Below are 6,448 nucleotides of genomic sequence, written 5' to 3'. Positions count from 1 at the left end.
CGACAGGGTCTGGCTGTTCTGCCGGATGGTGGTGACGTTGCCGGACTGCGTGATCTGGCCCGAACCGCTCACGATCTGGCCGCCGGTGGGCGTGTTGCCGGCCCAGGCGAGGCCGCTCATGCCCAGCGACACCGACAGCAGGCTGAGCATCAGCGGCAGGCGTGCAGCTGGACGGCCGCGATCCGTTCCGGCACCCTTGCCCTTCGCCAGTTCGGAAGCCGGCACCCAGGCGCGCAGCGTACGGTTCCAGCAAAGTCGGTAGATGTGGTTCATGGCGAAGACGTCCTGTTCAGGAAAATGAAAGGACGGCTTCAAAAACTGCCCGCGCGCGCACGGATACGCGCGCGGAATACCGCGATAATCGCTACCGTTTGGTGCAATGACGCGCCTGGAACCGCCCTGTGACGCCAGATTAGTGACGGACGTCAGTGCGCACTTTTGCCGCAGGGCGTGACGGCTTTGGCGGAACGCCCATCAGTCCAGAATCGAACCTGGCCGACAGGTGAAGACATCCCAGGGAAGACGTGGCATGGCAGAGAAGCAGGCGTTCGTGCTGATCATCGATGATCGCCCGGAAGACATCCGTGGCATCACCGAGTTGCTGCTTGCCGAAGGCATACGCATCAACCTGGCCACCGACGCCCAGCAGGGCTACCACCGCGCGCAGGCATTGCAGCCGGACATCATCCTGCTCGACGTGCGCATGCCGGGAGCGGATGGTTTCGCCGCTTGCCGCATCCTGAAGGCCGACCCGCAAACGCGGGATATCCCCGTCATTTTCTTCAGTTCGGCCAGCGCCGACAAAGAACGGCTTGAGGGCCTGCTCAACGGGGGAGTCGATTACATCCTCAAGCCCTGCCTGCCCATGGAGGTGCTGGCGCGGGTACGCATCCACCTGAAGCTTGCCGCCCGCAACATGGCGCCGCCCGCGCCGGCGGAATCGCCAGTCTCCCTGCATCCGGACGAGGTGACCCTGCGCGCGGCCATGGGGTTCATTCTCGCGAACCTGGCCGACTTGCCGCAGCTCGGCGAGATTGCGGGCAAGGCCGGCACGCATGGCAAGCGGCTGTCGGCGATTTTCCGCGAGCGGCTGGGCGTGACGGTGTTCCACTGGATTCGCGAGGAACGCTTGCGCCGTGGTCGCGAGCTGCTGGCCAATTCGCATCTTGGCATGCAGGACATCGCCGAGCAGGTCGGTTTCCGCAGCGCCTGCAACTTCACCACGGCCTTCCGCGAGCGCATGGGCATGACGCCCACGGCCTATCGCTCGAGCATGCACGTCGGCGACGACGACGCGGACGATTGAAACGCCCGCGGCGGCGAGGCTTTCAACGGCCCGACAGCCTGCCTTCGATCTCCTGCAGCAACTGCCGCACGCTGACGGGCTTGAGCAGCGCCGCATCGAAATCCAGCGTTGGATCGAAAGCATCCGGGCGGCGCGATGGTGCGGCGGAGCAAAGGATGACCGGCAGGTCGGCGCGTGTCTTGCGCAACTCCGCCAGCAACGCCCAGCCGTCCATGTCGTCCATGTATTGGTCGGCGATGACCATGGCTGGACGCTGCGTAGCCACGATTCGCAAGGCTTCCTCGCCACTGCTTGCAGGGAAACTGGCGAAGCCGTAGCTGTCGAGCAGGTCGCACAGCATGTCGCGGTTCTGCGCCTGGTCGTCCACCACCACGATCGCCTGGCCATTGCCGTCGTAGTCGGTCTCCATCGGATCGTCGCCGAGCAGGCTGGAGTCCACTTCGGCCTCGCTGGCGGTGTGGAAATCCAGCACGAAGGAGAATTCGCTGCCGCCCGTGCCCAGCCGGCTGGCCCGCAAGTGCGCATGCATGCGAGCCAGCCAATGCGTCACGATGGACAGGCCCAGTCCCCTGCCCTCGCGGTGCTCGACATTGCTGCCGCGCACGAACGGTTCCAGCAGCGATTCGAGCTTGTCGGCCGCAATGCCGATGCCATTGTCGCGAACGGCGAAGCCGAGGCGCACGCGTTCGGCGTCGCCCTGCACCACCTTCACGTCGAACTCGACCAGGCCTCCATGGGTGAATTTGGCGGCGTTGCCGAGCAGGTTCAGGAGAACGCGCCGCAGGCGGCGGAAATCGGCCTTGACGACCATCGGCAAATTGTCGTCGAAGCGATGGGTGAACTGGTTGCCGCCGCGCTCCGCCATCAATGCGGCCTGCGCCACGATCTCGGCAAGGAAGGCATGCAGATAGCCTGGCGCCTCGTCCAGTTCGGCGCTGGCGTGCTCGTCCTGCGCAAATTCCAGCAAATCGTCGATCAGCCCGATCTGCAGCCAGATGCTCTGCTCGATGATGCGTGGATAATCGCGCCGGGTGTCGCCGGCGCGCCACCGGTTCACGCATTCGATGATGTTGGCCAACGGCGAGCGCAGGTCGTGGCTGATCCTTGCAAGCAGGTCGTTGCGTGCATGCAACGCCAGCCTGAGCCGTGCCGTACGCCGCTCCACCGTGTGTTCGAGCCGGCGGTTTCTGGCCACCAGGGTGGCGTTGCGCCAGCGCCATGCAAACGCCACGGCGACACCGATCGGCAAGGGAAGCGCGAGCAACGGCGCCCACGGCGACTGCCACCACGGCGCAGTCAAGGTGAATGTCCACGCGGCGATAGCCGACGCATTTTCGTGGTTCAGGTCTATCGCCTGCACTTCGAAGCGGTAGGTGCCGGCATCGACCAACGGATAGGCCACGCTTCGATCGCTGGTCTCGTGCCACTCCTTGTCGACGCCTTCAAGCCGGTAGCGATAACGTACCGGATTGGCGGTGCTGTTGCCGGTGACGGCCAGATGCAGGGTGACGACCTTGTCCCGGTCGAATGGGGTCGCAGGAGCGGGCAAGAGATCCGTGCCGCCGTAATCCGCCGCAATGACCCTGGGCCGCCAGACGGGCGGAACCACCAGCCGCATGGGATGGGCGAGATGCGACAGGCCGGTCTTCGCGGCGATCCATACGGAGCCGTCGTCGTCCGCGTGGAAAGACAGGTTGCCCTGCTCGTCCAGCAACAACCCGTCGCGTGAGGAGAGACGCGTCCAGCGCGTGCCGTCGAATACCCCCACGCCGGTGGCATTGCCGGTCCACAACCACCCGCGCTTGTCGATCCTGAGGAAGTCGAGCCGCGTCCCGGCGCGCAGGATATCGCTGGCCGGTTGCACGAGCAGCTTGTGCGCCATGCTTATCTGCGACACCAGCAACCTGGCGTCTTTGGTGCTGATCCACAGTCGGCCATCGGGGGTGATGGCAATGCGCTCAGGCGCGATCGGAACGGTCCGCGACCCATGCGCGGAGTACAAGGCGACCTGCTCCCACTGCCCGTCGTGGCGATAGAGGCCGGTACTGCAGGCTGCCCAGATGCGCCCGGCATTGTCTTCGACGGCATCGGAACAACTGGTGCCCTGCTGGATATGGCCGGCACGCGTCACCACGGCGCTTTCCGGATCCAGGGTATCGATGCCGCCTTGGGTATAGATCCAGAACTTTCCCGTACTGGTGGCCAGCACGCCGCGGATGTAGGCCTTGAGCACGACCACCGTGGTCGGGCGGATGGCACCCGGCCGTCGCCGCGTGATTCGCCCATCGAAATGGAAGTGCCACATGGAACCGTCCGGCGCGGCCAGCGCCATGTGCGCCTGGCCCGGCGGCAACGAAGTCAACGGCCAGCGCTTGTTGCGCTGGTCGCCAGCGCCGGATCGCGAGTCGGTTTCGTCGGGCACCCAAAGCGTGAGCTCGTCGATGCGATGCAGGGCTGCGTACTCGGCCTGGCTCCATCCATCCCACGCGCCCCAATTCTCGACAGCCGCGTTTCTCGCCCAATGGAGCACGCCCGCACCGGAGTTACCCATCCACAGGCTGCCGTCGCTGTCGGCAAGCAGGGTCGATACGGGCAGCGCGGGGTGGTCCGGCACGATGCCTTGCTTGCTGCCGTACACCTTCCAATCCTTGCCTTCGAGACGTAGCAGGCCTGTCGTCGTGCCTACGACGATGCCGTCGTGGGCATCCTGCGCCAGCAGCCCGCTGGCGCCGTAAACCCATGCTTGTCCGGCGGGAAGACGCTGTTCGACAAAACCCGGTGCACCGGGCGCCATATGCAGCACCGTGCGATCCCCGCGCACCCACAGGGTCCCGTCGCGTGCAACCAGGATGTCCCGCCATGTATCCGCAGGCACGCCTTCCCGGATTCCGAAATGCCGGATCGCCCCGCGCTGGAGCCGGCAGAGTTCGTCGCCGCAGCTGAACCAGACCGCGTCTGCCTGCGTGGCCACGACACCAATCCGCTCCAGCAGCGGATCCTGCTGGCGCTGCTGGAGCGAAAAGAGCGGCTGCGCCGTCCAGTCTCCGCCAGCCTGTCTTGCCACGACCCGCAGGCCATGGCCGCTGACCACCAGCCGGGTGTGATCGGGTTTGACCGCCATCGTCTGGCCGGGGTCGGCAATCAGTGGATGCCCGTCTGGCTCGACGGTCGCAAAGCGCCCCTGGTGGTATACCTGCATGCCGACCGACGTGGCTATCCAGAGATCGCCGGAAGCATCCTGGCTCATGCCGACGACCGCAGAGGAGTCGAACCCCTGCGCGCTCCCCATGTGCAGGAAACCCACACCGTCGAAGACGTACAAACCCTTGTTCGTGCCAGTCCACACCAGCCTGTCGCGATCCTGGTACAGGACGCGAATGTCCTGCCGGTCCAGGCCCACGTCGACACCAAGAATGGCAATGGGCAGATCGACTGCACCGACCATGCACGCTTTCAGCACGCCGTACAGCAGCACGAACGCCGATGCGATGGCGCGCCAGCGCACTCGCCGCCCGAACAGGGCGGCAACGCACGGCATGATCATGTCCGAATCTGCTTGCAGTACACGGCGGGCCCCTTGCGACGCCAGGGCGCCAGAACGCGCCCCCTTGCTCAGGCCTCGGGCCGCATGTACGGGAACAGCAGCACGTCGCGGATCGAGGCGGAGTCGGTGAGCAGCATCACCAGGCGGTCGATGCCGATGCCGAGGCCGCCGGTGGGCGGCAGGCCCACTTCCAGCGCGCGGATGTAGTCGGCGTCGAAGTGCATGGCCTCGTCGTCGCCGGCGTCCTTGGCTTCCACCTGGGCCTTGAAGCGCGCGGCCTGGTCTTCCGGGTCGTTCAACTCGGAGAAGCCGTTCGCGATTTCCTTGCCGTTGACGAACAGCTCGAAGCGGTCGGTGATGCCCTTGTCGGTGTCGTTCTCGCGCGCCAGCGGCGACACCTCCACCGGGTGCTGGGTGATGAAGGTGGGCTGGATCAGGGTGTGTTCCACCGTCTTCTCGAAGATTTCCAGCAGCAGCTTGCCCCAGCCGTAGCCGTCCTTGACCTGCACGCCGAGGCGCTTCGCGTGCGCGGCCATGGCGGCGCGGTCGCGCAGTTCCCCGCGCTTGATGTCGGGGTTGTGCTCCAGCACCGCGTCTTCCATCGTCCAGCGGCGGAAGGCCGGCCCGACGTCGATGCCGGCACCTTCCCAGGTCAGTTCAGTGGTGCCGATCACCTGCTTCGCCGTCTCGCGGATCACGTTCTCGGTGAGGTCCATGATCTCGTTGTAGGTGGCGTAGGCCTGGTACAGCTCCAGCATGGTGAACTCGGGGTTGTGCCGGGTGGACACGCCCTCGTTGCGGAAGTTGCGGTTGATCTCGTAGACGCGGTCGAAGCCGCCCACCACGAGGCGCTTCAGGTACAGCTCCGGCGCCACGCGCAGGAACAGGTCGAGGTCGAGCGCGTTGTGGTGGGTGATGAAGGGCTTGGCCGTGGCGCCGCCGGGGATGATGTGCATCATCGGCGTTTCCACTTCCATGAAGCGGCGCGGCGCGGCTTCCAGCCACTGGCGGATGAAGCCGATGATGCGCGAGCGCTTCTGGAAGGTGTCGCGCGCTTCCTGGGTCACGATCAGGTCGACGTAGCGCTGGCGGTAACGCTGCTCCACATCGGCCATGCCGTGGTGCTTGTCGGGCAGCGGGCGCAGGCTCTTGGTGAGCAGGCGCAGCGCATCCACCTTCACCGACAGCTCGCCGGTCTTGGTGCGCATCAGCAGGCCTTCGGCGCCCACGATGTCGCCCATGTCCCAGCTCTTGAACGCCTCGTAGGTTGCCTCGCCCGCCGTGCCCTGGTGGATGAACAGCTGGATGCGGCCGGTCATGTCCTGGATCTGCACGAAACTGACCTTGCCCTGCACGCGCTTGAGCACGATGCGGCCGGCCACCTTCACCCGGCGCTGCGCCGCCTCGACGGCCTCGGCGGGGTACTTGTCCTTGTCGGCGTACTCGTCCTGCAGGTCGCCGACGAAGCTGTCCACCTTGAAGTCGTTCGGGAAGGCGATGCCCTGCCCGCGCAATGCCGTGAGTTTTTCGCGGCGCTCGGCGATCAGCTTGTTCTCGTCGACGGGCTGGGTATCGGTGGTCTCGCTCATGGGGCTTCC

Annotated in this window: 4 protein-coding genes; 1 reads left to right on the top strand and 3 read right to left on the bottom strand. The window is 65.7% G+C overall.

Annotation, left to right across the window (positions count from 1 at the left end):
• Positions 1–273, bottom strand: a 273-nt coding sequence (locus PCA_RS07605) for an ESPR domain-containing protein (protein ID WP_219918608.1), incomplete at its 3' end; no start/stop codon positions are given.
• Positions 274–529: 256 nt separating this feature from the next.
• On the opposite strand from PCA_RS07605, the gene PCA_RS07600 reads away from it, so the two are divergent.
• Complete coding sequence (locus PCA_RS07600) at positions 530–1,306, top strand: DNA-binding response regulator (protein WP_181301987.1); 777 nt, start codon at positions 530–532, stop codon at positions 1,304–1,306.
• Positions 1,307–1,328: 22 nt separating this feature from the next.
• On the opposite strand, the gene PCA_RS07595 is transcribed toward PCA_RS07600, so the two are convergent.
• Entirely contained in the window at positions 1,329–4,850 is a 3,522-nt protein-coding gene (locus PCA_RS07595; RefSeq protein ID WP_181301986.1) for an ATP-binding protein, read from the bottom strand.
• A gap of 68 nt (positions 4,851–4,918) precedes the next feature.
• Entirely contained in the window at positions 4,919–6,439 is a 1,521-nt protein-coding gene (lysS, locus tag PCA_RS07590) for a lysine--tRNA ligase (RefSeq protein ID WP_181301985.1), read from the bottom strand.
• Positions 6,440–6,448 lie beyond the last annotated feature (9 nt).

It is taken from the genome of Rhodanobacter sp. PCA2, assembly GCF_013620825.1.
In the GTDB taxonomy this organism is placed as follows: Bacteria; Pseudomonadota; Gammaproteobacteria; order Xanthomonadales; family Rhodanobacteraceae; genus Rhodanobacter_A.
The sequence above is the reverse complement of the archived record's forward strand: the minus strand, read 5'-3'. Positions and strand labels throughout refer to the sequence as shown.

Excerpts from the sequence above, each read along its gene's own strand:
- PCA_RS07600 (WP_181301987.1), top strand. The coding sequence starts at position 530 with ATGGCAGAGAAGCAGGCGTTCGTGCTGATCATCGATGATCGCCCGGAA.
- PCA_RS07595 (WP_181301986.1), bottom strand. The coding sequence starts at position 4,850 with ATGATCATGCCGTGCGTTGCCGCCCTGTTCGGGCGGCGAGTGCGCTGG.
- lysS (WP_181301985.1), bottom strand. The coding sequence starts at position 6,439 with ATGAGCGAGACCACCGATACCCAGCCCGTCGACGAGAACAAGCTGATC.